Source organism: Thalassobaculum sp. (genome assembly GCF_040219215.1).
In the GTDB taxonomy this organism is placed as follows: domain Bacteria; phylum Pseudomonadota; class Alphaproteobacteria; order Thalassobaculales; family Thalassobaculaceae; genus Thalassobaculum_A.
In genome coordinates this window covers 249,614-274,486 of sequence record NZ_JAVJSX010000007.1, presented here as the reverse complement: position 1 = coordinate 274,486, position 24,873 = coordinate 249,614, and the positions used below count along the sequence as shown (strand labels likewise).

Genomic DNA, 24,873 nt, shown 5'->3' with positions numbered 1-24,873 from the left:
GCCGACACGCGGCCGCCGCCCGGGGCCGTCGATGACGGCCCCTTCCTCCCCGGCCGCCCCCTCCGATCCGGTGGGGGCGGTGCTGCGCCGGCTGTCCGCCGCCCTGGCGGTGCTCGGCGGCCTGCTGCTGGCCGGCGGCGCCGTGCTGACGGTGGTCAGCGTCACCGGCCGTTACCTGTTCTCGGCCCCGATCTCCGGCGATGTCGAGCTGGTCGAACTGGCCGCCGGGGCGGCGGTCGCCGCCTTCCTGCCGTACTGCCAGGTTCGCGGCGGCAACGTCATCGTCGACTTCTTCACGGCGGCGACCTCCGCCCGGGCCCGCATCCGGATCGATGCCCTGCACGGCCTGGTGTTCGCGTTCTGCGCCGGGCTGGTGGCCTGGCAGATGGCGCTCGGCGGCATCGACACCTATGCCAGCAACGACGAGACCATGGTGCTCGGGGTGCCGGTCTGGATCAGCTATGTGGTCATGGTGCCGGCCTTCGGCCTGCTGTGCCTGGTCTGCCTGCACGGCGCGGCGATCCGGCTCCGGCACGGCGTCGAGCCCGCGGGCACCGCCGGCGCAACCGCGGAATGAGCGACAGGACATGACCGGCATCGAACTCGGCCTCGCGGTATTCGCGGGCATGCTGGCGCTGATGGCGCTGCGCATGCCGATCGGGGTGGCGATGATGGTCGCCGGCGGCGGCGGCTTCGCGCTGATCGTCGGCTGGACCCCGCTGATCGCCCAGCTCAAGTCCAGCGCCTACTACCTGTTCTCCAGCTACTCCCTGACCGTGATCCCGCTGTTCCTGCTGATGGGCCAGTTCGCCACCAAGTCCGGGCTGTCGCGCGGGCTGTTCGGCGCCGCCAACGCCTGGCTGGGGCACCGGCCGGGCGGCATCGCGATGGCGGCGATCGGCGGCTGCGGCCTGTTCGGGGCGATCTGCGGATCCTCCCTGGCGACCGCCGCTACCATGGGCCAGGTGGCACTACCGGAGCTGAAGCGCTATCACTACTCGGGCGCACTGGCGACCGGATCCCTTGCTGCCGGCGGGACTCTGGGGATTCTGATCCCGCCGTCGGTCATACTCGTGATCTACGCCATCCTGACCGAGCAGAACATCGCGAAGATGTTCCTGGCCGCCTTCATCCCGGGCATCCTGGCGGCGTTCGGCTATCTGGCGGCGATCGCGATCTACGTCCGGCTGTATCCGGAGGAGGGCCCGGCCGGCCCCGAGCATCCGCTGTCGGAGAAGCTGCGGTCGCTGATCGACATCTGGCCGGCGATGCTGATCTTCACGCTGGTGATCGGCGGTATCTACACCGGCGTGTTCACCCCGACCGAGGCGGCGGCGTTCGGCGCCGCCGGCACCGGCCTGCTGGCGGTCGCGAAGGAGCGCATGGGCTGGCAGGGGCTCAAGGAGTGCCTGCTGGGCGCGGCCGAGGCCTCGGCGATGATCTTCCTGATCCTGTTCGGGGCCGAGTTGTTCAACGGCTTCCTGGCGCTGACCCGGATGCCGGACCTGCTGGCCGAGTTGATCGGCGGCAGCGGCCTGCCGCCGCTGATGGTGCTGGTCGCCATGCTGGTGCTGTACCTGGCGCTCGGCTGCGTCATGGACAGCCTGTCGATGATCCTGCTGACCATCCCGATCTTCTTCCCGGTGATCATGGCGCTGGACTTCGGCCTGACGCCGGAGGGCACCGCCATCTGGTTCGGGGTGATCGCGCTGGTGGTGGTCGAGGTCGGGCTGATCACCCCGCCGGTCGGGATGAACGTGTTCATCATCAACTCGATGGCGCGCGACGTGCCGATGCTCGAGAGCTTCCGCGGCGTGCTGCCGTTCCTGATCTCGGACGGCGTGCGGGTGGTTCTGCTGATCGCGTTCCCCTCGATCACGCTCTGGCTGGTGGGGTTCCTCGGCTGACCGCCCGGGCGCTTGGCCGGACGTCGAAGTGTCGGGTCAGGCTGTTGTATTCGTCGCCTGCGGTCAGCCCGGCGATGCTGCCGTCATGGGTCGGGATGCGCTTTCGGCGGTACGGGACCACCATGTCGACCCGAATCGCCTCGACCGCGCCGCCGAGCCGGACCGGCAGGGAAACCTGGTAGTCGCGTCCTGGGCTCAGGCGGACCCATTCCTCCCGCTCCTCGATCAGGTTGCGCCAGTCGAGCACGATTTCCTCCTGCACGGCGCAACCGTCAGCCGTCGAGCTGGCGTCGCCGTCCGCCAGCCGCACCGCGGAGACCCGGACGAACAGGTTGTAGAAGCGGAAGGCCTCGACGCTTTGGTTCTGGACGTCGAACACCAGCTCGATCAGCCGGGCGTCGTCGCGCCACAGGACCGGCGACCATGAGATCCCCAGAAGGGTGTGGGCGGTCAGCGCCTTGGTGACCACGAAGTAGCGGATCGCCGCCGCCACCGCCGCGGCCGCGGCCAGGACGTTGAAAAGGATGGCGGAAGCGGATTCCAGCCCGGCCAGCAGTGCGGGATCCAGCGTCATCGTCGCAGCTCAGGGCCGCAGGCGGGTCGGCATGCGCGTTCTCACTCGGCGGCCGCCGCCTGGGCGGCGATCCCGCGCATGCGGGCCCGCACCGCCTCGCCGAACGCCCGGAACACCGCCCGGTCGATGCCGGCACAGGGCCGCGGCCATTCCGGGTGCCACTGCACGCCGAGCGCGAAGCCCGGCGCCTCGGCGATCGAGATCGCCTCGATCACCCCGTCCGGGGCGGTCGCCTCGACCCGCACCCGCGCGCCCGGCCGGTCGATGCCCTGGCCGTGCAGGGAGTTGACCAAGTGCGGCCCGGGCCCGGCGATCGCCTCGAGCAGGCCGCCGGGGGTGAGCGCGACCGGATGCGCCTTGCGGTACTTCCAGTCGAACGGGACCTGCGGGCGCATCCGGTGGTCCAGCTTGCCCGTGTCGTCGTGGATGCGCTGCACCAGGCTGCCGCCGAACGCCACGTTCATCTCCTGGACGCCGCGGCACAGCCCCAGGATCGGCACCCCGGCGGCGACCGCCGCGCGGATCAGCGGCAGGGTCACCGCATCGCGCGCCGGGTCGTGTTCCGCAGGATTCTCGCTCGGAGTGCCCTGGTAGTGCTGCGGTTCGACGTTCGAGGGGCTGCCGGTGAGCAGGATCCCGTCGAGTCGCCGGACCAGCACCTCGGGATGCATGCCGACCTCCAGCGCCGGGATCATCACCGGGCAGCCGATCGCCTCGTCGACGATCACGGTCACGTATTTCTCGGTGACCCGCTGCTGGGCGTGCTCCTCGGTCCTGATCCGGCAGGCGGTGACCCCGATCAGCGGCATCATGTTCTCGGCCATGCTCGTCCCCGTCGCTCCGGCGCTGTCCGGCGCCCAGAATACGACAGCCGGCCGGCCGCGCACCACCGCCGACTGCGGCGGCGGCGCCTCGGCGGCGCCGGGATCCGGGTCAGCGGCCGACCTCGTCGCCGGGCTTGCCGAAGTCCCTGGGCCGGAACAGCTCGTTGGCGATCGTCACGCCGAACTCGGGGTCGAGCAGGGCGACTTTCACCGACACCTGCTGGGCGTCGACGATGGTCCACTGCTTGAGCGACAGCGGCCGGTCCTGGAACACCAGGGTGACGTAGCCCTGCCCGGGCTCGGAGCGCTGCCGGACGGTGATCCGCAGCACGTTGGATTCCTTGCGGACCTCCTCGACGATCAGCTCGTCGCCGAACTTCACGTCGTCGTCGACCAGCATGCTGAGCGGCGAGCTGAACAGCGGGATCTGGTTGGTCTGTTTAAGCTCAAGATCCTGATAAGTAATAAGAGTTCCGTCCGATGTAATGAGAATCGGGGACGGCGGATCGTACTCGAACCGCATCCGGCCCGGCCGCCGAAGCCAGACCGTGCCCTTGGCGACGTTGCCGGTCGAGCTGGCCTGCAGGAAGCTCGAGCGCATCGAGGTGATGTCGTTGAAGTACTGCTCGACCCGGGCGATGTCTGCCCGGTCCTCGGCGCTCAGCGGGGCCGCCGCGACCGGTTGAGGAAGCGCCGCGGCGGCCAGCAGGCCGGCGGCGATCAGCGTGCCCGTCAGGGCCGTTCTCAGGGTGCGTGTCATGCGCCTCATTTGCCCCCGGCGCCCGGCCGGTTCAAGCGGCGATTTGCGGTCGGGACCAAGGCGGATTGTGACACCGGCCGGGATCACGGCTCGGAATGGTCGCCGACCAGCACCTCGCGCTTGCCGACATGGTTGGCCTGGCTGACCACGCCCTCGCTCTCCATCCGCTCGACGATGGTGGCGGCGCGGTTGTAGCCGATCTTCAGGTGGCGCTGGATGAACGAGGTCGAGCACTTGCCCTCGCGCGCCACGATCGCCACCGCCTGGTCGTACAGGTCGTCGCCGGAACCGCCGCCCTCGCCGACCCCGCCGCCCATGCCGAGCGGGTCGCCCAGGCCCTCGTCGTCCTCGGTGATGCTGTCGTTGTATTCCGGCTCGCCCTGGGTCTTCAGGTGCCGGACCACGTCCTCGACCTCCTCGTCCGAGCAGAACGGTCCGTGCACGCGGGTGATCCGGCCGCCGCCGGCCATGTACAGCATGTCGCCCTGGCCGAGCAGCTGCTCGGCGCCCTGCTCGCCGAGGATGGTGCGGCTGTCGATCTTCGAGGTGACCTGGAAGCTGATGCGGGTCGGGAAGTTGGCCTTGATGGTGCCGGTGATGACGTCGACCGAGGGGCGCTGGGTCGCCATGATCACGTGGATGCCGGCGGCCCGCGCCATCTGCGCCAGGCGCTGCACGGCGCCCTCGATGTCCTTGCCGGCCACCAGCATCAGGTCGGCGACCTCGTCGATCACCACCACGATGAACGGCAGCGGCGTCAGGTCGAGCGGCTCCTCCTCGAACACCGGCTTGCCGGTGTCGGCGTCGAACCCGGTCTGCACCCGGCGCTTCAGGATCTCGCCCTTCTTCACCGCCTCGGCGAGCCGGGCGTTGTAGCCCTCGATGTTGCGCACCCCGAGCTTGGACATCGCCCGGTAGCGGGTCTCCATCTCGCGCACCGTCCACTTCAGCGCCACCACCGCCTTCTTCGGGTCGGTGACCACCGGGGACAGCAGGTGCGGGATGCCGTCGTAGACCGACAGCTCCAGCATCTTCGGGTCGATCATGATGAAGCGGCAGCGCTCCGGCGGCAGCCGGTACAGCAGCGACAGGATCATGGTGTTGACCGCCACCGACTTGCCGGAGCCGGTGGTGCCGGCGATCAGCAGGTGCGGCATGCGGGCCAGGTCGACCGCCACCGGGCTGCCGCCGATGTCCTTGCCGAGCGCGATCGTCAGCTTGCCGCCGCTGCCGCCATAGGCCTCGGATTCCAGGATGTCGCGCAGGTAGACGGTCTCGCGCCGGCTGTTCGGCAGCTCGATGCCGATGACGTTGCGGCCCGGGACCACGGCGACGCGGACCGACACCGCGCTCATCGACCGGGCGATATCGTCGGACAGCCCGATCACCCGCGACGACTTGGTGCCGGGCGCCGGCTCCAGCTCGTACAGGGTCACCACCGGGCCGTAGCGGACCTTGCCGATGGTCCCCTTGACCCCGAAGTCCTGCAGCACCGATTCCAGCATCCGGGCGTTCTGCTCGAGCGAGTCCTCCTCCGGCCCGTGACCCAGCACCTTAGGCTCGGTCAGCAGGTCGAGCGCGGGATAGGCGTAGTCGCCGCCCGGTCCGAGATCGAGACTGCCCTGGCTGGCGGTGGTGGGCCGCGGCGGCCGGGGCGCCGGCTTTTCGACCCGCTTGGCGGCGCGCTGGGCGGCCCGCACGGCCACCGCCGGGCCGCTGTCTGCGTCGCCGGCGTCCCGCTCGCGGCATCGGCCGGCCGGCCGGCCGTCTACCTCGAAGGGCGGCTCGTCGTCGTCCGGGTCGGTGTCGCCACCCGAAGCGCGCCCGGCCGGGGCACGGCCGAACTGCGGCTCTTCCCGGCCGTCGCGGCTGCGGGCCAGGGCGCGGGCGCCGAAGCGCCTGCCGACCCGGGCGCCGGCGCCGGCGCCGCGCCAGCCGAGCCGGGCACCGCGGCCGATCAGGCCCGCGGCGGCGCGGGCCAGCATCCAGAGCCCGACCGCGGCGTCGCGCACGCTGTAGCCGACGCACCACAGGGCCAGCCCGATCGCCAGCAGGCCGGCCAGGATCGCGACCGGCACGATGCCGCCGACCGGCTCGAGATACGGGATCAGCCGGCCGGATGGCTGCAGGAACAGCTGGCCGAGGAAGCCCCCGAGCCCGGCCCGCAGCGGCCAGGTCGGCGGCACCGGGGCGGCCGCCGCCGCCAGGGTGGCCAGGGCCAGCGCCGGCGGCAGCAGGGCGACGCGCAACGCCGGGCGGCCGATCGCCTCGTGCCGCAGCAGTCGCCAGCCCCAGATCGCCGGCACCAGCACCAGCAGGGCGCTGGCGACGCCGAGCGACTGCAGCAGCAGATCGGCCACCACCGCGCCGGCCAGGCCGAGCGGATTGGCGATCTCGCGGCCGCCGGCGGCACCGGCGGTGTTGAGCGACGGATCGGCGACGTCGAACCCGACCAGCGCCACCGCCAGGGCGGCGGCCAGCGCCACCAGCACGATGCCGGCGATCTCCGCCGCGCGCCGCTTCAGGTAGCGGCTCGCGACGTCCGGCAACAAGGTCCTCGTTTCGCCTCGGCTGCTGGCGCGCGCCATGGTTCCGCCATCCCCGTCGCAGCACGGCGCCTCTCCCCATCCTGGGGATATCGCCGTATCGGTTTTGTTCCAATCGGATTTCTACTCTAACGGACAAGTGCTTAGCGAGCAACCTTCAGGCAGAGCCTAAGCTGTTTCCGATGAATCCCGCAGGGCCCGGACCGGCCCGCCAAAGAAAACGGGCCCGGAAGCGATGCCGCCGGGCCCGAGTCGAGGGAGAGTGGAAGGCCCGGGGAGGCTCCGCGGGAGCCGCCCCGGACCGGGTCGTCGTCAGATGGTCTGGGAGCCGCGCCCGAACTCGGGGTAGGCCTCCAGGCCGAGCTCGGCGCGATCGAGGCCCATGTCCTCGTCTTCCTCGCTCGGCCGCAGTCCCATGATCGTCTTCAGCACCAGCCAGACGATGCCGCTGGTGACCACCATGAACACGCCGACCGCGAGGATGCCGACGATCTGGTTCACGAAGGTCGCGTCGCCGTTCGAGAACGCCACCGCGATGGTGCCCCAGACGCCGCACACCAGGTGAACCGGGATGGCGCCGACCACGTCGTCGATCTTCAGCTTGTCGAGCAGCGGCACCGTGAAGACCACCAGCACGGCGGCGACGGCACCGACGAACACCGCCATGCCGACCGACGGGGCCAGCGGCTCGGCGGTGATGCCGACCAACCCGCCGAGGGCGCCGTTCAGGGCCATCGTCAGGTCGACCTTCTTGTACATGATCGAGGTCAGGATCACCGCGACCACCACGCCGGCCGCGGCCGCGATGTTGGTGTTCACGTAGATCGTGGCGATCGACACGATGTCGGCGGCCGAGCCCATGGCGAGCTGCGAGCCGCCGTTGAAGCCGAACCAGCCGAGCCACAGGATGAAGGTCCCGAGGGTCGCCAGCGGCAGGTTGGAGCCCGGCATCGGGTTGACGCTGCCGTCCTTGTTGAACTTGCCGCGCCGGGCGCCGAGGATGATGGCGCCGGTCAGGGCCGCCCAGCCGCCCACCGAGTGCACGATGGTCGAGCCGGCGAAGTCCAGGAAGCCCATCCCGCTCAGCCAGCCGCCGCCCCAGCTCCAGGAGCCCTGGATCGGGTACAGCACGCCGGTCAGCACGACCGTGAAGATCAGGAACGGCATCAGCTTGATGCGCTCGGCGAGCGTGCCGGAGACGATCGACGCCGCGGTCGCCACGAACACCATCTGGAAGAACCAGTCGGAGGCCGCCGCGTAGGACGACTCGTCGGCGTTGAACACGAAGCCGTCCGCCGTCACCTGGGCGTCGGCCGCGGCCCACGGGCCGGGCGTGCCGAAGTAGCCGCCGTCGACGCCGCTGTACATCAGGTTATAGCCGATCACCCAGTACAGCAGGCCGGCGATCGCGTAGAGCGTGATGTTCTTGGTGCACTGCATGGCGGTGTTCTTGGTGCGGACCAGACCGGCTTCGAGCATCGCGAAGCCGGCGGCCATCCACATCACCAGGAAGCCGTGCAACAGGAAGGAGAGGCTGTTCAGGATGAACACCGTCTCCGGATCGACCGCCGCCGACGCCGAGTGCGCGAACCCTGCGGTCGCGGCAGTCGTGGCGAAGGCCAGCAGGCTGAAGGTCGTGAACTTCTTCATCGTAGGGATCCCCCGCCTTTCTCAGAGCGCGTCCGCGTCGGTCTCGCCGGTACGGATCCGCACCGCCTGCGACACGTCGAGCACGAAGATCTTGCCGTCGCCGATCCGGCCGGTGTTCGCCGCCTTCTGGATGGCTTCCACCACCGGCGTCACCAGGTCGTCTCCGACCACCACTTCGACCTTCACTTTCGGCAGGAAATTCACGGAGTACTCCGCGCCCCGGTAGATTTCCGTCTGGCCCTTCTGCCGACCGAACCCCTTGACCTCGCTGACCGTCAGACCCTGGATCCCCAGGGCGGTGAGCGCTTCACGGACCTCGTCGAGCTTGAAGGGTTTGATAATGGCCATGACCAGTTTCATGTCGCCAACCCTCGCGCCATTGCGTGTTCCCGAAAGATCCGAGCGGCGTCCGGGCGACCCCGATATTCCCCCCAGGACAGCCCGCGCGCCGCGCGGATCACCCGCACTCGGCGGGCCGGGTGTCAGATCATCAAGAAGCGTGCCGGTTTTCTTGCAGTGCAATAAATCGTTTAATGACAGTATGTTGCGCCGAATCGGCGGCCGGCGAGACAAGACTGCACCAGAATGTATGCATATTTTATGTGCACAAACTCGAACATGCCTGCCTTTTGATCAGCCACCCGCGACGCGGCGTCGCGCTTGCCCGCCGTCCGGTCTCCGCTAGTGTCTAGTCCGAGGGTCACCGGTCACGGAGCAGGCAGCATGGAACGGGCGGATGCCGTGATCGCGGGGGCGGGGCTCTCGGGCCTGTCGGTCGCCCTGGCCCTGGCCGAGGCCGGGTTGCGGGTGGCGGTGGTCGACCGCTCCGACCCGCGCGCCACACACCCGCGCTCGCCGGGCGGCGACATCCGCACCACGGCGATCTCGCTGTCGTCGCGCCGGCTGCTGACCGCGCTCGGCGCCTGGGATGCGGTCGCCGGCGACGCCGAGCCGATCCTCGACATCCGGGTGTCCGACGCCGACTCGCCGCTGCACATGCACTACGACCACAAGGCGGTCGGCGACGAGCCGATGGGCCACATCGTGGTCAACCAGGCCCTGAAGGAATCGCTGCTGGACCGGCTGGCCGCCCGGCCCGAGGTCGTCATCGCGGATCCCGGGACCGTCGCCGAGCTATCGGTGACGCCGGCCGCGGCCACCCTGACCCTGACCGACGGCCGGCGGCTGACCGGCGCGCTGGTGGTCGGCGCCGACGGCCGGGACTCCGCGGTGCGGTCGCTGGCGCGGCTGCGGGTGACCCGGCTGCCCTACCGGCAGTCCAGCATCGTCGACACCATCGGGCACGACCTGCCGCACCAGGGGATCGCGCACGAGCGCTTCATGCCGGGCGGACCGGTGGCCCTGCTGCCATTGTCCGGCCGACGCTCCGCGCTGGTCTGGACCGAGCGCAGCGCCGTGGCCGAGCGCATCGCGCGGCTCGACGACGACGCCTTCGCCGCGGCCCTGACCGAGCGCTTCGGCGATTCCCTCGGGCGGCTGCGGCCGCTCGGCCCGCGCCGGGTGTTCCCGCTCGAGCTGGTGGCCGCCGAGAGCTTCGTGGCCGACCGGGTGGCGCTGGTCGGCGACGCCGCCCACGCCATGCATCCGGTCGCCGGGCAGGGCTTCAACCTCGGGCTGCGGGACGTCGCGGCGCTGGCCGAGGTGATGGCCGACGCGGTGCGGCTCGGCCTGGACCCCGGCGCCGCCACCGTGCTGCGCGACTACCAGCGCCGCCGGCGCTTCGACAGCGCCAGCCTGATGGCCTCGACCGATGGGCTGGTCCGGCTGTTCTCCAACGACGTGACCCCGGTGCGGGCGGTGCGCGACCTCGGTCTCGGTCTGGTCGAGCGGATCCCGCCGTTCAAGCGGATGGCGATCCGCCACGCCATGGGCACCCTCGGCACCCTGCCGCGGCTGCTGCGCGGCGAGCCGTTGTAGCGTCCCGGTCGGCGACGCGGCCGGGGCCGGTCAGGCGTCCCGGCTCAGGCCCTTCTGCGCCAGCGCTGCGGCATAGTCGGCCAGCATGGCCTCGCCCTGGGTGCCGAGCTTGTGCAGGTAGCGCCAGGTGTAGATGCCGGTCGAATGGCCGTCGTCGAAGCCGATGCGCACCGCGTAGTTGCCGACCGGCTCGACCGAGGCGATCGCCACCCCGGCCTTGCCCGCGACCAGCGTCTTGCCGGCGGCGCTGTGGCCCTGGACCTCGGCCGACGGGCTCTCGACCCGCAGCAGCTCGGCCGGAATCCCGACCGTCGGGCCGTCCCGGAACGCCACCGACAGGCTGCGCCGGTCCTTCGCGACCCGGATCTCGGCCGGCCAGTGCGGGGTATCGAAGCGGTCGTCGCCGGTTTCCAGGCTGCTCATCGCGGCCCCGCGGGCGCCCGCCCCGGCTCGTCGTCCAGCGACCGGGCCTCGTCGACCAGCATGATCGGGACGCCGTCGCGGATCGGGAAGGCCAGCCGGGCGGTCTCGCTGATCAGCTCGCCGGCCTCACGATCATAGGTCAGCTGCCGTTTGCTGATCGGGCAGACCAGGATCTCGAGCAGCCGGGGATCGACGGGGGTGTCCCCGCCGGACGTGCCTCCCCGGGGGGTGCCGCCGGTATCAGTGTCGGACATGGTCGTCTCCTTTGTCGCCACCGGCCGCCGCCATCTCGATGAGGGCCATCAGCAGCGCGCTGCGATCCTCCAGGCTCGGACACTCCAGCAGCCCCTGTTTCTCGCCGGGCTCGAACGGGCAGACCATCGCCAGGGTGGTCACCAGCCGCTCGTCCGAAGTCGAGCGGATGCTGTTCCAGTCCGCCTGGATGCCCCTGCCGTCGAAATAGCGCTGCAACCGCTCGACCAGGCCCTCGCGATCCAGGCTGACGCCGGTCGGCTCGTCGAGATCCTGGCGGAACCGGCTCCAGTCGACCTGTGCCCGGCGGTACCCGCGCATCGAGGCGACCTCCTCGGTGATCGCGAACCGGCAGACCCCGGTGAGGGTGATCAGGTAGCGGCCGTCGTCGGTCTCAGCGAACTGGGTGATCCGCCCGGCGCAGCCGATCTCGTAGAGCGCCGGCACCTCGGCCGGATCGTCGGCCAGGCGCGGCTGGATCATGCCGATCAGCCGACCGGCGCCGAGCGCGTCCCGGGTCATCGCCAGATAGCGCGGCTCGAAGATGTTCAGCGGCAGCTTGCCGCGCGGCAGCAGCAGCACTCCGGTCAGCGGAAACACCGGCAGGGTCGCCGGCAGGTCCTCGTAGCGGGTGCCGAACGGGTCGTCGGTCATGACCGGCGCCGGCCGGCGATCACGGGACCCGCCGTCACGAGAACAGCAGCGATGCGAGCTGCCGGCGCGCCGCCACGGTGTGCGGATCGGTCGGGCCGAGCGCCTCGAAATACTTCAGCAGCTGCTTGCGGGCCGCCTCTTCCTGCCATTTGCGATCGAGCCGGATGCTCTCGAGAAGCTGCCCGAGCGCCCCCTCGACGTCGCCGGTGGCATACAGCGCCGACGCCAGGTCAAGCCGGGCCTGATGGTCCTTCGGATCGGCCGCGATGCGGGCCTGCAGCCCGGCCAGCTCGCCGGCCGCCTTGGCGCCCTGCTCGGCCAGCTCGATCTGGGTGATCACGGCCTGGACGCTCTTGTCGGCGCGGATCGCGTCCTCGAGTGCCTCCAGAACCTCCTTGGCCTCGGCGATCCGGCCGTCGGCCACCAGGCATTTCAGGAATCCGGCATAGGCCGGCGCGTTCTCCGGGTCGTGCGACATCACCTGCTGGTAGACCGAGCCGGCGGCCTGGTGATCGCCCTGCTCGAGCAGTTCGTCGGCCTGCTCCATGGCCTGGGCGACCGGAGACTGCGAGGCCGCCCCCCCGGTCAGCCGGTCGATAAGCTGCTGGATCTGGCTCTCCGGCACCGCGCCCTGGAAGCCGTCCACCGGCTGCCCGTTCTTGAAGGCATAGACGGTGGGGATCGACTGGATGCGGAGCTGCTGGGCGATCTCCGGGCACTCGTCGACGTTGACCTTGACCAGCCTGACCGCACCGGCGGCGTTGCGCACCACGCGCTCGATCAACGGCGTCAGTTGCTTGCACGGCCCGCACCACGGCGCCCAGAAGTCGACCAGGACCGGGGTGTCCATCGACGCGTCGACGACGTCGGCCATGAAAGTCGCGGAGGTCGCGTCCTTGATGACGTCCCCGGCCGCGCCGGCCGGGCCGCCGGTGGGGGCGCCGGAGGGGGCGAAGGCGCTGCCGTCGGGCCTGAGGATCGATTCCATGGGTACTTCCCTCGTTCTCGGTGAGGATAATGTAAAGTCCGTGCCTGCCCAAACAAGCGGCAACCGCGGAACGGCTGCCTTCCCGCCGGATCAGCCGGCGGCGGCGTCGAGATCCAGCACCTGCGGCGTGTGGCCGCAGGCTTCGACGAACCGCACCAGGTCCTCGGGCGCCACCGCGATCGTCACGGTGTTGACAAGCGGATGATAGTTCAGCGGCCGGTGCGCCAGCATCGCCTTGTCGAGGATCACCGTCACCTCGACCGCGGTGTCGTTGATCAGGGCGAACGGCGACACCGCGCCGGGGACCACGCCGAGCACCCGCATCAGCCGGTCGGCGCTGCCGAACGACAGCCGGACGCCGCCGAGCAGGGATCCGAGCGCCTTCAGGTCGACCGCCCGGTCCTCCAGGCAGACCACCAGCCACATGGCGCCCTTGCGGTCGCGCAGGAACAGGTTCTTGCAGTGGCCGCCCGGCAGGTCGCCGCGCAGGGCCTTGGAATCCTCGACCGTGAACAGCGGCGGGTGGTCGTGGCGAACATAGGCAACGCCCAGCTCGTCCAGGCGGGCCAGCAGCGCCTCCGGGCTGGTGGGCGGCACCACGGAATCGGTCACGGAATCGCTCATCTCGCTCTGCCTTCCGGGTCGACGGCATCGATCGGCGGGGCGGTTGTAGCCAACGGCCGCGGCAAAGGGAAGGCTCGGCGCGCCGGTCGCGCCGCGCGACGCGGCCGGGAAGCCGTTGCAAACGCGCGTAAAACCGGCCTCCGCCAGCGTCCGGAAAGCGCAGAAGATTTTCGCACGAGACCGCTTGCATTCGCCGAACTCGACGCTATTATCCGCCGCCTCGACGCCGCCTACGGGCGGACATGGAGCGCGGGCGTAGCTCAGGGGTAGAGCACAACCTTGCCAAGGTTGGGGTCGTGAGTTCGAATCTCATCGCCCGCTCCAATTTTCCGCAGACCGATGACCCGACCCCGGGCCGGCCGATGTACCGGCGGTCCCGGGCTGCTACGCTGCGCCGACAGCGTCCCCACGCGGAGCATCCTCTCTTGTCAGCCGGCCGTCGACCGAGCGCGAATCCGCCGAGCGAAGCGCTGCTGCGCGACGTCGAGCGCCTGACCGACGAGCTGGTCGGCGGGCCGCCCGGCGCCATCGCCGCGCTGTTCGCCACCATCGACAGCCCGACCCCGACCACCCGCTGGGAGCCCTCGGAGAGCGAGCTGGAGGACGGGCCGCTACGGTTCCTGCTGCGGCTGTGGCTGGACCGGGCGGAGACCGACCGGCTTCCGGCCTCGCGGACGATCGACGCGCTCGAGCTGCGCCCCGCCCTCGGCTACCTGATGCTGCTGGAGCCGATCGACGGCGGCGCCGACTTCCGCTACCGGGTCTACGGCACGGCGATCGCCGAATACGCCGGCCTCGAGATGACCGGGAGGACCGTCTGGGACCTGCCGTCGCCGCGGGTCGCCGCGTTCTTTCTCGCAACCTACCAGGCGGTCTGCCGCAAGCGGCGGCCGCTGTTCTCGCACCACACCACCCACCACGCCATCCAGTCCGCCGACTGGAACCGGGTGATCCTGCCGTTCGCCGGCGACGACGGCACGGTCGACCGGCTGCTGGTCGGCAACGTGCCCAGCTTGCGCGACCTCTGACCCACGGGCCGGGCTGAGGTCACACCCCGAAGCGCTGGCGCCAGCCGGCCAGCTGCTCGACCGTGGCGTTGCCGCCGCACAGCACCAGCCCCAGCCTGGCCGCCGGCCTTCCCTCCCCGCCGGTCCGTGCGATCACCGTGCGGGCCGCCGGCACCAGGCAGCCGGCCGCCGGCTCGGTCCAGCAGCGCGCCTCCTCGGCCAGCGCCACGGTGCCGGCCACCGCCTCGGCATCCGGCACCACCAGCACGTCCTCCAGCAATTCCCGGGCGTGCGCCAGGGTGAGCTCGGAGACCACCGGCGCCCCCAGGGTCGAGGAGATCGAGGTCGGCCTGATCGGCACCGGCGCGCCGGCCGCCAGCGCCCGGGTCATGGCATCGGCGCCCTCGGTCTCGACGCCCCATACCCGGATCGCCGGGTTCGCCGCCTTCAGCGCGACCGCCACGCCCGCGCTCAGCGCACCGCCGCCGATGCTGACCAGCACGTCGGTCAGGTCGGGCACGTCGGCCGCGAACTCCAGCCCGACGGTGCCGTGGCCGGCGACGATCACCGGGTCGTCATAGGCATGCAGATAGGTCAGGCCGCGCGCCCGCTGCTCGTCGGCGATCGCGAAGGCGGCGGTCACGTCCGGCGCCTCGATCAGCTCGGCCCCGTCGGCCCGCACCCGCGCCTTGGAGCGCTCGGGGGCCGCCGCCGGCATCACGATCACCGCCTGGAGGCCCAAGCGGCGGGCAATCAGCGCCAGGGCGATCCCGTGGTTGCCGCCGGTAACTGTCAGCAGGCCGCGCGCCCGTTCCGCCTCGGTCAGCGACAGCACCTTGTTGACGATGCCGCGCGGCTTGAAGCAGCCGGACATCTGCAGGATCTCGAGCTTGAGCGCGACCGGCCGGCCCAGCAGGGCGGCGAGGCCGGGGCTGTCGACCGACGGGGTGCGCAGGACATGGCCGGCGATCGCGGCCGCCGCCCGATGGACGGCGTCGACGGTGACGAGCGTGGTCATGGCGGGGCCCTCGGCGGTTGCGGTCGCGGCCCACTCTAGACCGGAAGCGGCCGGCCGTGGCCAGTGCCGGCACGGTTCCGTCAAACCGTAAGAATTCCACGGCTTTCGAGGGATTCGGCTTTGCGATACGCTCGACCGGGAGTGCGATCGGCGCGCAGACGCCGAGGGGAGGACAAATGCGCACCAGGCACGAGACCCAGAAGACCGAGAAGATCGACGCCGCGGTGGCCCTGGTCCACGAACGGCTGCCGGAGGCCAAGGCCGGCCTGGCGGAACGCTTCCTGCGGCAGTTCTACGCCAACGTGGCACCGCAGGACATGGCGCAGGACGAGGTCGAGGACCTGTTCGGCGCCGCCATCACCATCTGGGCGTTCGGCCGCGAGCGGCCGCAGGGCGTCCCGAAGGTCAGGGCCTACAACCCGCGCTTCGAGGAAGTCGGCTGGCAGTCGCCGCACACGGTCATCGAGATCGTCAACGACGACATGCCGTTCCTGGTCGACTCGGTGACCGCGGCGCTCAACAAGCGCGACCTGACGGTCCACCTGGTCATCCACCCGATCCTGCGGGTCGTCCGAAACGCCAAGGGAATCGCCACCGGGCTGGCGGAGTCGGAGGCCGCCGACAAGGAGGCGGTCGCCGAGTCCTTCATGCACCTGACGGTCTCCGAGCAGACCTCGGCCGAGGCGCTGGCCGAGATCGAGGCCGCGCTGCTGGCGGTGCTGTCCGACGTGCGCGCCGCGGTCGAGGACTGGCGGACCATGCGCCAGACCATGGTCGACGTGATCGCCGGCGTCGAGAAGGCGCCGCCGAAGACCATGTCCAGGGAGGACGTGGCCGAGGTCTGCGCCTTCCTGCGCTGGCTCGAGGACAACCACTACACCTTCCTCGGCTACCGCCGGTACGACTATGTCGGCAGCGGCGCCAAGGCGCACATGCAGGTGGTCGACGGCACCGGCCTGGGCATCCTGCGTTCGCCCGAGGTCCAGGTGTTCGACGGCATGCGGGAACTCGGCACGCTGCCGCCCGACGTCCGGGAATTCCTGCTGAGCCCGACCCTGCTGCTGATCATGAAGGCCAACCGGGCCTCCACCGTGCACCGCTCGGTGCCGCTCGACTCGATCAGCGTGAAGGTCATCAAGGACGGCAAGGTGACGGGCGAGCACCGCTTCCTCGGGCTGTTCACCTCGGTCGCCTACAACCAGAGCCCCAAGGAGATCCCGCTGCTGCGCCAGCGCGTCGCCAAGCTGGTGGCGCGCGCCGGGTTCCGGCCGGCCAGCCACGACGGCAAGGCCCTGGTCAACATCCTGGAGACCTTCCCGCGCGACGAGCTGTTCCAGGCCAGCGAGGACGAGCTCTACGACATCGCGATCGGCGTTCTGCACCTGCAGGAACGCCAGAAGACCGCGGTATTCGTGCGCCAGGATGCATTCGAGCGCTTCGTCTCGGCCCTGGTCTACGTGCCGCGCGACCATTTCAACACCCAGCTGCGGATGACCTTCCAGGGCATCCTGGAGCGTACCTTCAACGGCCAGATGGCAGCGTTCTACACGCAGATGTCGGACTCCGTGCTGGCCCGGCTGCACTTCATCATCAACACCACCCGTGGCCAGGTGCCGGCGATCGACGTCGACGACCTGCTGGACCGGCTGGTCGAGGCCGGCCGGTCGTGGCCGGACAAGCTGCTGGAAGCGCTGGTCGAGTCGCGCGGCGAAGAGACCGCCAACCAGCTTTTCCGGCAGTACGGGCAGGCCTTCCCGACCAACTACCGCGAGCTCTACACCGCCCATGCCGCGGTGTTCGACATCGAGCGGATGCAGGAAGTCGCCACCGGACGCGACCTCGGCATGAACCTTTACCGCCCGGTCGGCGCCGACGACGACGTCCTGCATCTCAAGCTGTTCCACCGCGGCTCGCCGGTGCCGCTCTCCGACGTCATGCCGATGCTGGAGAACATGGGCGTGCGGGTGCTGTCCGAGGTGCCGTTCGAGATGGCGGTCCGCGATCGCCCGGACGGCATCTGGATCCACGACTTCGCCATGCGGCTGCGGGCCGGGGGCGACATCGAGCTCGGCGAGATCAAGCAGCCGTTCCAGGAGGCGTTCGGCGCGGTCTGGGACCGCCGGATGGAGAATGACGGCTTCAACGCCCTGGTGCTGGGCGCCGGCCTGACCTGGCGCGAGGTCACGGTGCTGCGGGCCTATGCCAAGTACCTGCGGCAGGCCGCCTTCACCTTCTCCCAGGACTACATGGAGGAGACCCTCCGCGCCTATCCGAAGATCGCCCGCCGGCTGGCCCGGCTGTTCCTGGCCCGCTTCGACCCGGACCTCGACCTCGGCCAGCGGGTCGCGCGCTGCCGCGAGCTGACCCTGGCGATCGAGGAGGAGCTCGACGGCGTCGCCAACCTGGACCAGGACCGCATCCTGCGGCGCTTCCTGAACCTCATCCAGTCCAGCCTGCGCACCAACTACTTCCAGCCGGCCGGCGGCGACGGGGCCAAGGGCGGTGCGCCGAAGGACTACCTGTCGATCAAGCTCGACAGCCGGGCGATCGAGGAGCTGCCGCTGCCGCGGCCGCTGGTCGAGATCTGGGTGTATTCGCCGCGGGTCGAGGCGGTGCACCTGCGCGGCGGCAAGGTGGCGCGCGGCGGCATCCGCTGGTCCGACCGGCGCGAGGACTTCCGCACCGAGATCCTCGGGCTGATGAAGGCCCAGCAGGTCAAGAACGCGGTCATCGTGCCGGTCGGCTCGAAGGGCGGCTTCGTGGTCAAGCACCCGCCCGCCGGCGGCACCCGCGAGGAGATCCAGGCCGAAGGCATCGAGTGCTACAAGATCCTGATGCGCGGGATGCTCGACATCACCGACAACATCAGCGGTCCGGCCGTGGTGCCGCCGCCCCGGGTGGTGCGCTACGACGACGACGACCCCTATCTGGTGGTCGCCGCCGACAAGGGCACCGCGACCTTCTCCGACATCGCCAACGGGGTCAGCCAGGACTACGGGTTCTGGCTCGACGACGCGTTCGCGTCGGGCGGCTCGGCCGGCTACGACCACAAGAAGATGGGCATCACCGCCCGCGGCGCCTGGGAATCCGTCAAGCGGCATTTCCGCGAAGTCGGCCACGACATCCAGACCGAGGACTTCAGCGTGGTCGGCGTCGGCGACATGTCCGGCGACGTGTTCGGCAACGGCATGCTGCTGTCCAGGCACATCCGGCTGGTCGGGGCGTTCAACCACCTGCACGTCTTCATCGACCCGACGCCGGATCCGGCCAAGAGCTGGGCCGAGCGCAAGCGGATGTTCGACCTGCCGCGCTCGACCTGGGCGGACTACGACACCTCGCTGATCTCCAAGGGCGGCGGTGTGTTCGCGCGCAGCGCCAAGTCGATCAAGCTTACTCCGGAGATCAAGGCGCTGTTCGGCCTGACTGCCGACAGCATGCCCCCGAACGACCTGATCAAGGCGATGCTGGCGGCGCCGGTGGACCTGCTGTGGTTCGGCGGCATCGGCACCTACGTCAAGGCGACCCGGGAGACCGCCGCCGAAGTCGGCGACCGGGCGACCGACACGGTTCGGATCGACGCCACCCAGATCCGCGCCAAGGTGGTCGGCGAAGGCGCCAACCTGGGCGTCACCCAGCGCGGCCGCATCGAGTTCGCGCTGCGTGGCGGTCGGATCAACACCGACGCCATCGACAATTCGGCCGGGGTCGACTGCTCGGACCACGAGGTCAACATCAAGATCCTGGTAGGCGCGGTGGTTGCCGCCGGCGACATGACCCTGAAGCAGCGGGACAGCCTGCTGGTGGCAATGACCGATGACGTGGCCCAGCTGGTCCTGCGCGACAACTACGACCAGACCCAGGCGCTGTCGGTGACGGCGTCGCGGGGTGCCGCACTCCTGGACGCCCAGACACGGCTGATCCGCGAGTTGGAACGCGGCCACCTCAAGCTCAACCGGGCGATCGAGTTCCTGCCGGACGACGAGGTCCTGGCCGAGCGGGCGGCCGCCGGGATCAGCCTGACCCGGCCGGAAATGGCGGTGCTGCTCGCCTACGCCAAGATGGCTCTGTACGACCAGTTGCTTGACAGCGACCTGCCGGACGACCCGCAGCTCGGGACCGATCTGGCGCTGTATTTCCCGGAGCAGCTGCGCACCAAGTACGCCACCGCCCTGGCGGAGCACCGCCTGCGCCGCGAGATCATCGCGACCTCGGTCACCAACTCGATGATCAACCGGGTTGGGGCGGCGTTCGTGAACACCATTCACGAACGAACCGGGTCGTCGCCGTCGGACATCGCCCGCGCCTACGCCATCGTCCGTGACGGCTTCGGCCTGCGCGCGTTGTGGGAGGGGATCGAGAGCCTGGACAACAAGGTGTCGGCGGCGCTGCAGACCGCCATGCTGCTGGAGATCCAGGGGCTCGTCGAGCGCCTGACGGTCTGGTTCCTGCGCAACGGCCGCCAGCCGCTCGACATCGCCGGCCATGTTGCCGAATTCGGCGCCGGGGTTGCCGACCTGAGGGCCTGCCTGGCCGACGTGCTCGGCCCGCTCGACCGGCAGCATCTGGCGACCGCCGCCAAGCGCTTCACCGATCAGGGCGTTCCCGCCGACCTGGCGCACTCGGTGGCGTCCCTCGACGTGCTGGCATCGGCGTGTGACGTCATCCGGCTCGCCGCCGCCACCGGCCAGCCGGTCGACCGCGTCGCCACCGTGTATTTCGGCGTCGGCGCCCGGTTCGGACTCGACTGGCTGCGTGAGAAGGCAGGGACCGTCGCGGCCGATTCCTACTGGCAGAAACTGGCGGTCGGCGCGCTGATCGACGATTTCTACGGCCACCAGAACATGCTGACCCAGGATGTCCTGGCGATGACCAATGGCGGCGGTGCGACCGAAAAGAAGAAGTCGAGATCCGGCCGGGCCGGCCCGGAAGCCGTGATTGCCGGCTGGGCAGAAACGCGGCCCGACGGCGTCGATCGAACCGACCGGCTGCTGAGCGACCTGCGCGCGACCGATCAGGTCGATCTTGCCATGCTCGCGGTGGCCAACGGTCAGATGCGGGCCCTGCTTGCCCGATGATCACGTGGCGGGCCCGGTGACGCCGACACGACCGTGGTGACCCCGCAACGCCGGGCCGTCGCAGGCTGGTGCCTGTATGACTGGGCGAACTCGGCATTCCCGACCGTCGTCTCGACCTTCGTGTTCGCCGCCTACTTCACCAAGGGCGTGGCGGCCAGCGAGACCGAGGGCACCTACCTGTGGGGCAACGCCACCGCGGTTGCCGCGGTCGCGATCGCCATCTTCAGCCCGATGCTCGGCGCCATCGCCGACCGCACCGGCCGGCGCAAACCGTGGCTCGCCGCCTGCACGATCGTCTGCATCCTGGCCACGGCGGCGCTGTGGACCGTGCTGCCCGATCCGGACTACGCGGTTCGCGCCCTGGTACTGGTGGTGGTCGCCACGCTGGGCTTCGAGTTCGCCAACGTGTTCTACAACGCCATGCTGCCGTCGGTCGCCCCGCCCGGCCGGATGGGGCGGGTGTCGGGCATCGGCTGGGGCTGCGGCTATGCCGGCGGGCTGGTCTGCCTGGTGGTGGCGCTGTTCGGGCTGGTGAAGGCCGAGCCGCCGCCGTTCGGCCTCGATCCGGATACCGCCGAGCCGGTGCGGGCGACCGTCCTGCTGGTGGCCGTCTGGTTCGCGGCGTTCGCGCTGCCCACGTTTCTGCTGGTTCCCGAGGACGGCAAGGCTGCGGGCGAGCCTCTCGGCCAGGCGATCGCCGCCGGCTGCCGCCAGCTCTGGTCAACGTTGCGCCGCCTCGACCCGCGCAGCCCGGTCGCCCGGTTCCTGGTGGCCCACATGCTGTACGCCGACGGTTTGACCACGCTGTTCACCTTCGGCGGGATCTACGCGGCCGGCACCTTCGGCATGGATTTTTCCGAGATCATCGTCTTCGGGATCGCCCTGAACCTGACCGCCGGCGCCGGTGCGATGGCGTTTGGCTGGATCGACGACTGGGTCGGCCCGAAGCGGGCCATACTGGTTGCCCTGGTCGGGCTGATCCTGTTCGGGGCGCTGGCGCTGATCGCACCTGACAAGACCTGGTTCTGGATCGCCGGCATGGCGCTCGGCACCTTCATGGGCCCGGCCCAGGCGGCCAGCCGGACCCTGATGGCCAAGCTGGCCCCGCCGGAGCAGAGTGCGGAGATGTTCGGGCTGTACGCGCTGTCCGGAAAGGCCACGAACTTCGCGGGGCCCCTGACGCTGGGCTGGGCCACCCTGCTGTTCGACAGCCAGCGCGCCGGCATGGCGACGATCCTGGCCTTCCTGGTTGCCGGATTCCTGCTGTTGCTGACGGTCCGGGAGCCGCGAGGCCGCGGCGTCGCGCTCTAGGCGGGCCCTATGCCCCGACCCGGACCGCCGGGGCCTCGCCGGCGGCGCGGATCTGCTGGCGGAACACGTCGATCGGCATCGGCATGCCTTTGCGCTCGGCGTGCCAGAACGTCCAGCCGTTGCAGGCCGGCGCGCCCTGGACCGCGGCACCGACGCTGTGGATCGAGCCCTTGTGGCTTTCACTGATCAGATGGCCATCGGCCCGCACCTTGGCGAACCAGCGCCGGCGGGAGTCGAACAGCACTTCTCCCGGCCGGATCAGGCCTTCCTCGACTAGCCGGCCGAACGGCACCCGCGGCTGCTCGCGCCGGTTGGCAAGCGCCAGCGCCATCGGATCGTCAACCGCCTCGACCTCGGCAATCCGCTTGTTGGCAATCGCCGCGTAGCCGGGATCGCGCTCAATGCCGATCCAGCGCCGGCCCAGCCGCTTGGCCACCGCGCCGGTGGTGCCCGTTCCGAAGAACGGGTCCAGCACGATGTCGCCGGGACGGCTGGCCGCCAGCAGCACGCGGGCCAGCAGGCTTTCGGGCTTCTGGGTCGGATGCGCCTTGGAGCCGTCCTCGGCCTTCAGGCGCTCGGTGCCGGTGCACAGCGGCAGGAACCAGTCGGAGCGCATCTGCTGGTCGTCGTTCAGCGCCTTCATGGCATCGTAGTTGAAGGTGTAGCGCCGGCTGTCCTCGCTGCGCGCCGCCCAGATCAGGGTCTCGTGGGCATTGGTGAAGCGCTTGCCGCGGAAATTCGGCATCGGGTTGGCCTTGCGCCAGATCACGTCGTTCAGCATCCAGAACCCGAGATCCTGGACGATCGCGCCGACCCGGAAAATGTTGTGGTAGCTGCCGATGACCCACAGCGTGCCGGTGTCCTTCAGCACCCGCCGGCATTCCCCCAGCCACGCCCGGCAGAACTTGTCATAGGCCTCGAACCCCCCGAACCGGTCCCAGGCGTCGTCGACGCCGTCGACCCGGGTGTTGTTCGGTCGCAGCAGTTCGCCGCCTAGCTGCAGGTTGTAGGGCGGGTCCGCGAAGATCAGGTCGACGCTGCGGTCGGGGAGCGAACGCAGCTCCTCGATGCAGTCGCCGGTCAGAATCCGTCCGACCGGAAGCCGTGCGCTGTCCGTCATTGTCCCCACCCGTTCCTAGAACCGAGGGCGACAGAATCGCACGACCGGGTGAGTCGGTCAACTTTTGAAAATTGAATCTATGAATAGACTCAATGGCTTGCTGGTATGACGCAAGATATTGCGGTAGGACTGGGTCATAAACGCCTTATTCGGCGTTTGACTCGAGTGCAGCGCGGATCGGGGCGAAGCTCCGGCGGTGGTGGATCGTCGGGCCGAGGCGCCGCAAGGCGACCTGATGCTCGGGCGTTCCATAGCCGGCGTTGCGTTCCCAGCCATAGCCGGGGTGCCGTTCGGCGAGGGCCATCATCTCGGCATCCCGCGCCAGCTTGGCCGCGATCGCCGCCACGGCGATCGACAGGCACGTCGCATCGCCCTTCACGACCGAGCGCGACGGATGCGACCAACCGGGCAACCGGTTTCCGTCGACCAGGATCAGCGCGGGCGGGCGGGCGAGGGTCGCCAGCAGGCCGTCGACGGCCCGCCGCATCGCCAGCATCGACGCCTGCAGGATGTTCACCGCGTCGATCTCCTCGACCTCGGCACGGCCGAGCGCGACGGTCACGTATGGCGTGAACGCGATCCGGGCGGCCGCACGGCCCGAGGCGGAGAGGGCCTTGGAGTCGGCTATCAGCGCCGCAACGGGCTTCGGCATCGCGGCGAGGTCGAGTACGGCGGCACCGGCGACCACCGGCCCGGCCCATGGGCCCCGTCCAACCTCGTCGACACCAATGACCAACGCTCCATCCAGGGCACCCGCGGCGCGCTCGAGATCATCGGTGGGAAAAACTTTGGGAGTGGATGGCATGAGGGCACGATAGGGTAGTAGCGACGGCGATCAACTTCATTTTCAGTTATTCACGACCACACAGGTGCTACCGGTATTAATACGTATTTTCAATATGATATGACTATATCTTCATACGATGCGCAACAACTGGTCCTCCAATCACTCCCCAAACAACGATAATTGTGAACGAACCGGTTTCGGAGCGGCGAACAAGGTGGTGTTCAGGCCCGCCGTGCGGCGCGCCAACCCCAGGCGCCGACAGGCGGCCCGAAACCGCTGGGCGATCATCTGGGCATACGGCCCTTGGCCGCGCATGCGGGTTCCCCATTCGGCCCGATACAGTTCGCCGTCCCGGGTCTGACGCACCAGCGACAGAACACGTTCGGCCCTGTCGGGGAAGTGCGCACGCAGGAACTCCTCCACCAAGCCGGCGATCTCCAGCGGCAATCGCAGCATCACCCAGGTCGCCGCCTCGGCGCCCGCCGCGACCGCGGCTTCCAGGATCGGCTCGATCTCGTGGTCATTGATTGCCGGAATGACCGGCGCCACCAGCACGCTGGCCGGAACGCCCGCGTCGACACAGGCCCGAATTGCCGCCAACCGCTTGTCCGGGCGCGGCGCCCGCGGCTCCAACGTGCGGGCAAGCGCGCGGTCCAGGGTGGTGATCGACAACCCGACCTTGGCGAGACCCTTCGCCGCCATCGGGCCCAGGATGTCCAGATCACGCACCACCAGGTCGGACTTGGTCACGATCATCACCGGGTGATCGTGCTCCGCCAGGACCTCGAGCACGCCGCGGGTGATCCGCATCTCGCGCTCGACCGGTTGGTAGGGGTCTGTGTTGGTCCCCATGGCGATGGTGTCGCACTCGTAGCCCTTGCGGGCCAGTTCCTTGCGCAGCAGGGCCGGCGCCTCCGGCTTGGCCAACAGCCTGGTTTCGAAGTCCAGGCCCGGCGACAGCCCCAGCCAGGCGTGGGTCGGCCGGGCGAAGCAATAGATGCAGCCATGCTCGCAACCGCGATAGGGATTGATCGACCGGTCGAACGGCACGTCAGGGGAGTTGTTGCGGGCGATCACCGTGCGGCTGGCGTCGATCGCCACCGTGGTGCGCAACCGCGGCTCGTCTTCGTCGGGGCTTCCGGCATCCGGTGGCTTCACCCAACCATCGTCGATCCGGTCCCGCGTGTGGGCCTCGTAACGTCCCGCCTGGTTGGACACGGCTCCCCGGCCCTTGCGGGCGGTCGGGGGAATCACATCGCTGGGCAGATCGACCAGACGGACCGGTTCCTCGTCGCCACCGAAATCGCCGTACTCCTCCGGCGGCGTGTCCTGCGCGAAATCGGCAGCGAACACCTCCAGCGGATCAGCGGATTGCGAACGGACACGGGCCATACCGCGACGATACGCCCAGCTTT

General features: G+C 69.8%; 21 protein-coding genes and 1 tRNA gene. 7 read left to right on the top strand and 15 right to left on the bottom strand.

What is annotated here, in order from left to right; translation table 11 throughout:
- Window positions 1-31: 31 nt before the first annotated feature.
- Together RIC54_RS04870 and RIC54_RS04865 are read left to right on the top strand one after the other, a co-directional pair.
- On the top strand, window positions 32-577 hold the full coding sequence (locus RIC54_RS04870; protein ID WP_350150628.1) for a TRAP transporter small permease: 546 nt from the start codon (window positions 32-34) through the stop codon (window positions 575-577).
- 10 nt (window positions 578-587) lie between these two features.
- The gene (locus tag RIC54_RS04865) at window positions 588-1,907 is read left to right on the top strand and encodes a TRAP transporter large permease (RefSeq protein ID WP_350150625.1); all 1,320 of its coding nucleotides are present in this window, start codon (window positions 588-590) and stop codon (window positions 1,905-1,907) included.
- Here the strand turns inward: RIC54_RS04865 and RIC54_RS04860 are convergent.
- The 6 genes from RIC54_RS04860 to RIC54_RS04835 form a co-directional block, all read right to left on the bottom strand.
- Window positions 1,876-2,481 (bottom strand): hypothetical protein, encoded by a 606-nt coding sequence (locus RIC54_RS04860; protein ID WP_350150623.1) that lies wholly within the window; start codon window positions 2,479-2,481, stop codon window positions 1,876-1,878. The two genes, RIC54_RS04865 and RIC54_RS04860, sit on opposite strands and share 32 nt — an antisense overlap.
- A 41-nt stretch (window positions 2,482-2,522) precedes the next feature.
- Window positions 2,523-3,305: a gamma-glutamyl-gamma-aminobutyrate hydrolase family protein gene (locus RIC54_RS04855; RefSeq protein ID WP_350150621.1), complete on the bottom strand. Its 783-nt coding sequence runs from the start codon at window positions 3,303-3,305 to the stop codon at window positions 2,523-2,525.
- A 109-nt stretch (window positions 3,306-3,414) separates the two neighbouring features.
- The gene (locus RIC54_RS04850; RefSeq protein WP_350150619.1) at window positions 3,415-4,065 is read right to left on the bottom strand and encodes a LolA family protein; all 651 of its coding nucleotides are present in this window, start codon (window positions 4,063-4,065) and stop codon (window positions 3,415-3,417) included.
- An 83-nt stretch (window positions 4,066-4,148) separates the two neighbouring features.
- Window positions 4,149-6,614 carry a DNA translocase FtsK gene (locus tag RIC54_RS04845; RefSeq protein ID WP_502990167.1) on the bottom strand — a complete coding sequence of 822 codons (2,466 nt, stop codon included), beginning with the start codon at window positions 6,612-6,614 and terminating at the stop codon, window positions 4,149-4,151.
- 309 nt (window positions 6,615-6,923) lie between these two features.
- A complete protein-coding gene (locus RIC54_RS04840; protein WP_350150614.1) occupies window positions 6,924-8,261 on the bottom strand; it encodes an ammonium transporter AmtB in 1,338 nt (445 codons plus the stop codon).
- 21 nt (window positions 8,262-8,282) lie between these two features.
- Window positions 8,283-8,621: a P-II family nitrogen regulator gene (locus RIC54_RS04835; RefSeq protein ID WP_350150612.1), complete on the bottom strand. Its 339-nt coding sequence runs from the start codon at window positions 8,619-8,621 to the stop codon at window positions 8,283-8,285.
- A 363-nt stretch (window positions 8,622-8,984) separates the two neighbouring features.
- On the opposite strand from RIC54_RS04835, the gene RIC54_RS04830 reads away from it, so the two are divergent.
- Window positions 8,985-10,199: a UbiH/UbiF/VisC/COQ6 family ubiquinone biosynthesis hydroxylase gene (locus RIC54_RS04830; protein ID WP_350150610.1), complete on the top strand. Its 1,215-nt coding sequence runs from the start codon at window positions 8,985-8,987 to the stop codon at window positions 10,197-10,199.
- A 30-nt stretch (window positions 10,200-10,229) separates the two neighbouring features.
- On the opposite strand, the gene RIC54_RS04825 is transcribed toward RIC54_RS04830, so the two are convergent.
- From RIC54_RS04825 to RIC54_RS04805, 5 genes are all read right to left on the bottom strand, one after another.
- Window positions 10,230-10,622: a gamma-butyrobetaine hydroxylase family protein gene (locus RIC54_RS04825; protein WP_350150608.1), complete on the bottom strand. Its 393-nt coding sequence runs from the start codon at window positions 10,620-10,622 to the stop codon at window positions 10,230-10,232.
- Complete coding sequence (locus tag RIC54_RS04820; RefSeq protein WP_350150606.1) at window positions 10,619-10,876, bottom strand: Trm112 family protein; 258 nt, start codon at window positions 10,874-10,876, stop codon at window positions 10,619-10,621. The genes RIC54_RS04825 and RIC54_RS04820 overlap by 4 nt, the downstream gene beginning before the upstream one ends.
- Window positions 10,863-11,528: an LON peptidase substrate-binding domain-containing protein gene (locus tag RIC54_RS04815; RefSeq protein ID WP_350150604.1), complete on the bottom strand. Its 666-nt coding sequence runs from the start codon at window positions 11,526-11,528 to the stop codon at window positions 10,863-10,865. The genes RIC54_RS04820 and RIC54_RS04815 overlap by 14 nt, the downstream gene beginning before the upstream one ends.
- 34 nt (window positions 11,529-11,562) lie before the next feature.
- Window positions 11,563-12,516: a thioredoxin gene (gene trxA / locus RIC54_RS04810; RefSeq protein WP_350150602.1), complete on the bottom strand. Its 954-nt coding sequence runs from the start codon at window positions 12,514-12,516 to the stop codon at window positions 11,563-11,565.
- A 90-nt stretch (window positions 12,517-12,606) separates the two neighbouring features.
- The gene (locus tag RIC54_RS04805; protein WP_350150600.1) at window positions 12,607-13,140 is read right to left on the bottom strand and encodes a prolyl-tRNA synthetase associated domain-containing protein; all 534 of its coding nucleotides are present in this window, start codon (window positions 13,138-13,140) and stop codon (window positions 12,607-12,609) included.
- A gap of 249 nt (window positions 13,141-13,389) precedes the next feature.
- Between RIC54_RS04805 and RIC54_RS04800 the strand changes: the two genes are divergently transcribed.
- Window positions 13,390-13,464 (top strand) — tRNA-Gly (locus tag RIC54_RS04800).
- A complete protein-coding gene (locus tag RIC54_RS04795) occupies window positions 13,437-14,168 on the top strand; it encodes a PAS domain-containing protein (RefSeq protein ID WP_350150598.1) in 732 nt (243 codons plus the stop codon). The genes RIC54_RS04800 and RIC54_RS04795 overlap by 28 nt, the downstream gene beginning before the upstream one ends.
- Window positions 14,169-14,187: 19 nt before the next feature.
- Here RIC54_RS04795 and RIC54_RS04790 read toward each other — a convergent pair whose 3' ends face one another.
- Window positions 14,188-15,165, bottom strand: coding sequence for a threonine ammonia-lyase (locus RIC54_RS04790; protein ID WP_350150596.1), 978 nt, complete (start codon window positions 15,163-15,165; stop codon window positions 14,188-14,190).
- A 176-nt stretch (window positions 15,166-15,341) separates the two neighbouring features.
- On the opposite strand from RIC54_RS04790, the gene RIC54_RS04785 reads away from it, so the two are divergent.
- Together RIC54_RS04785 and RIC54_RS04780 are read left to right on the top strand one after the other, a co-directional pair.
- Window positions 15,342-20,240: an NAD-glutamate dehydrogenase gene (locus RIC54_RS04785; protein WP_350150594.1), complete on the top strand. Its 4,899-nt coding sequence runs from the start codon at window positions 15,342-15,344 to the stop codon at window positions 20,238-20,240.
- A gap of 36 nt (window positions 20,241-20,276) precedes the next feature.
- Window positions 20,277-21,551, top strand: coding sequence for an MFS transporter (locus RIC54_RS04780; protein ID WP_350098396.1), 1,275 nt, complete (start codon window positions 20,277-20,279; stop codon window positions 21,549-21,551).
- Window positions 21,552-21,558: 7 nt separating this feature from the next.
- On the opposite strand, the gene RIC54_RS04775 is transcribed toward RIC54_RS04780, so the two are convergent.
- The 3 genes from RIC54_RS04775 to RIC54_RS04765 all read right to left on the bottom strand — a co-directional run bounded on the left by RIC54_RS04775 (window position 21,559) and on the right by RIC54_RS04765 (window position 24,850).
- Window positions 21,559-22,671 carry a site-specific DNA-methyltransferase gene (locus RIC54_RS04775; RefSeq protein ID WP_350098395.1) on the bottom strand — a complete coding sequence of 371 codons (1,113 nt, stop codon included), beginning with the start codon at window positions 22,669-22,671 and terminating at the stop codon, window positions 21,559-21,561.
- 145 nt (window positions 22,672-22,816) lie between these two features.
- Window positions 22,817-23,476, bottom strand: a complete 660-nt coding sequence (gene rnhB / locus RIC54_RS04770) for a ribonuclease HII (protein ID WP_502989715.1) — start codon at window positions 23,474-23,476, stop codon at window positions 22,817-22,819.
- Window positions 23,477-23,617: 141 nt separating this feature from the next.
- Window positions 23,618-24,850 (bottom strand): PA0069 family radical SAM protein, encoded by a 1,233-nt coding sequence (locus RIC54_RS04765; protein WP_350098393.1) that lies wholly within the window; start codon window positions 24,848-24,850, stop codon window positions 23,618-23,620.
- Between the last annotated feature and the right edge of the window lie 23 nt (window positions 24,851-24,873).

What these genes read in the sequence shown, in the direction of transcription:
- RIC54_RS04870 (WP_350150628.1), top strand. Translation starts at nt 32, where the DNA reads ATGACGGCCCCTTCCTCCCCGGCCGCCCCCTCCGATCCGGTGGGGGCG.
- RIC54_RS04865 (WP_350150625.1), top strand. Translation starts at nt 588, where the DNA reads ATGACCGGCATCGAACTCGGCCTCGCGGTATTCGCGGGCATGCTGGCG.
- RIC54_RS04860 (WP_350150623.1), bottom strand. Translation starts at nt 2,481, where the DNA reads ATGACGCTGGATCCCGCACTGCTGGCCGGGCTGGAATCCGCTTCCGCC.
- RIC54_RS04855 (WP_350150621.1), bottom strand. Translation starts at nt 3,305, where the DNA reads ATGGCCGAGAACATGATGCCGCTGATCGGGGTCACCGCCTGCCGGATC.
- RIC54_RS04850 (WP_350150619.1), bottom strand. Translation starts at nt 4,065, where the DNA reads ATGACACGCACCCTGAGAACGGCCCTGACGGGCACGCTGATCGCCGCC.
- RIC54_RS04840 (WP_350150614.1), bottom strand. Translation starts at nt 8,261, where the DNA reads ATGAAGAAGTTCACGACCTTCAGCCTGCTGGCCTTCGCCACGACTGCC.
- RIC54_RS04835 (WP_350150612.1), bottom strand. Translation starts at nt 8,621, where the DNA reads ATGAAACTGGTCATGGCCATTATCAAACCCTTCAAGCTCGACGAGGTC.
- RIC54_RS04830 (WP_350150610.1), top strand. Translation starts at nt 8,985, where the DNA reads ATGGAACGGGCGGATGCCGTGATCGCGGGGGCGGGGCTCTCGGGCCTG.
- RIC54_RS04825 (WP_350150608.1), bottom strand. Translation starts at nt 10,622, where the DNA reads ATGAGCAGCCTGGAAACCGGCGACGACCGCTTCGATACCCCGCACTGG.
- RIC54_RS04820 (WP_350150606.1), bottom strand. Translation starts at nt 10,876, where the DNA reads ATGTCCGACACTGATACCGGCGGCACCCCCCGGGGAGGCACGTCCGGC.
- RIC54_RS04815 (WP_350150604.1), bottom strand. Translation starts at nt 11,528, where the DNA reads ATGACCGACGACCCGTTCGGCACCCGCTACGAGGACCTGCCGGCGACC.
- trxA (WP_350150602.1), bottom strand. Translation starts at nt 12,516, where the DNA reads ATGGAATCGATCCTCAGGCCCGACGGCAGCGCCTTCGCCCCCTCCGGC.
- RIC54_RS04805 (WP_350150600.1), bottom strand. Translation starts at nt 13,140, where the DNA reads ATGAGCGATTCCGTGACCGATTCCGTGGTGCCGCCCACCAGCCCGGAG.
- RIC54_RS04790 (WP_350150596.1), bottom strand. Translation starts at nt 15,165, where the DNA reads ATGACCACGCTCGTCACCGTCGACGCCGTCCATCGGGCGGCGGCCGCG.
- RIC54_RS04785 (WP_350150594.1), top strand. Translation starts at nt 15,342, where the DNA reads ATGCGCACCAGGCACGAGACCCAGAAGACCGAGAAGATCGACGCCGCG.
- RIC54_RS04775 (WP_350098395.1), bottom strand. Translation starts at nt 22,671, where the DNA reads ATGACGGACAGCGCACGGCTTCCGGTCGGACGGATTCTGACCGGCGAC.
- rnhB (WP_502989715.1), bottom strand. Translation starts at nt 23,476, where the DNA reads ATGCCATCCACTCCCAAAGTTTTTCCCACCGATGATCTCGAGCGCGCC.
- RIC54_RS04765 (WP_350098393.1), bottom strand. Translation starts at nt 24,850, where the DNA reads ATGGCCCGTGTCCGTTCGCAATCCGCTGATCCGCTGGAGGTGTTCGCT.